This is a genomic window from Sphingosinicella rhizophila (genome assembly GCF_032378825.1).
Taxonomy (GTDB): Bacteria; Pseudomonadota; Alphaproteobacteria; order Sphingomonadales; family Sphingomonadaceae; genus Allosphingosinicella; species Allosphingosinicella rhizophila.
In genome coordinates, this window is sequence record NZ_JAVUPU010000022.1 from 1 (window position 1) to 1,169 (window position 1,169).

The window sequence follows — 1,169 nt, forward strand, 5'->3', positions numbered from 1 at the left end:
CCTGTGCCATCGAAACCCCGCGCTCGCGAACCAGCTTCACCGCCTCGAGCTTGAACTCCCGGCTGAACTTCCGTCTCTCCATCGATACCCTCCGGCTCCATAAAACACCTTATCTCGGTGTCCACGAAACCGGCAGCAGCTCATTGTTCTCGTCCGACCATCGAGTTGGTTCTACCCAGCTTCGCTTTTTCACAGCTCGCCTTCGAAATAGGAAGATGGTCCAAGGCACCATAGCACCGAACATTAGGCCACCGAGCGTATAGCCCAGTGTCGATGGCACATCCACGAAGCACAGAGCGATCGCGAACNTGTTCTCGTCCGACCATCGAGTTGGTTCTACCCAGCTTCGCTTTTTCACAGCTCGCCTTCGAAATAGGAAGATGGTCCAAGGCACCATAGCACCGAACATTAGGCCACCGAGCGTATAGCCCAGTGTCGATGGCACATCCACGAAGCACAGAGCGATCGCGAACGGGATAGCCGGCAGCCACAGAAGGAACCGGAGATCGGATATAAACAGATCGCCACGTACGCTGATCTGACTGTCGATCGTGTCTACAATTTCGCGCCACAGGCCTGCCATTCAACAATTGTAGGCGCGCCTCGAACTTCTGCAAGTAGGCCGCGAAAGTCCACTTTGGGTGGAACGCAGACAGTTAGTAGGAGTGGGCCATATGCTCCTTGGGCTCACGGATTAGCGACATCGCGTGCTTCCATTCCAAATACGCTGCCCCAAGTCCCATGACAGCTACAACCGGGAGGATATGCATGATCCAAACAGCTGCCAGTTTGAAACCAGGCACTTCCGGGAGGAAGTAAGGATGAATGTAAAAACGCCAGCTCGCCTCCACCAGTGCAAGAGTTATTATGAACAAGGTCGGGGTCTGCCACTCCAGTTTCCGCCGATGATAGGAGCGAAAAACAACTGCTAGCAACACAGCTAGGAGACCGACGATGGTTACGACCTGCAATGCCTGGTCCAGCCAGGTCGGAGGATCGAAAAATACCGGGAAGGTCAGGAAAAACCTGATGCCGACGTACGACTCACCCGTACGCCAGAGCGCGGCACCCAAAAACAATCCGATAGTGAGCGTCTTTCGCATCCAGTGCATCCGCGAGTTTCTCACGATGCGCGAATGTCCGCAATGGGTCGATTGTGTTGAAAAACT

The 1,169-nt window shown here is 54.5% G+C and carries 2 protein-coding genes; both read right to left on the minus strand.

Going from position 1 to position 1,169, the window contains the following annotated elements; all coding sequences use genetic code 11:
* The coding region (locus RQX22_RS19215) for a transposase (RefSeq protein ID WP_315728820.1) at nt 1-82 on the minus strand (82 nt) is incomplete at its 3' end.
* Between the two features lie 574 nt (nt 83-656).
* Nucleotides 657-1,169, minus strand: a 513-nt coding sequence (locus RQX22_RS19220; RefSeq protein WP_315728819.1) for a hypothetical protein, incomplete at its 5' end; no start/stop codon positions are given.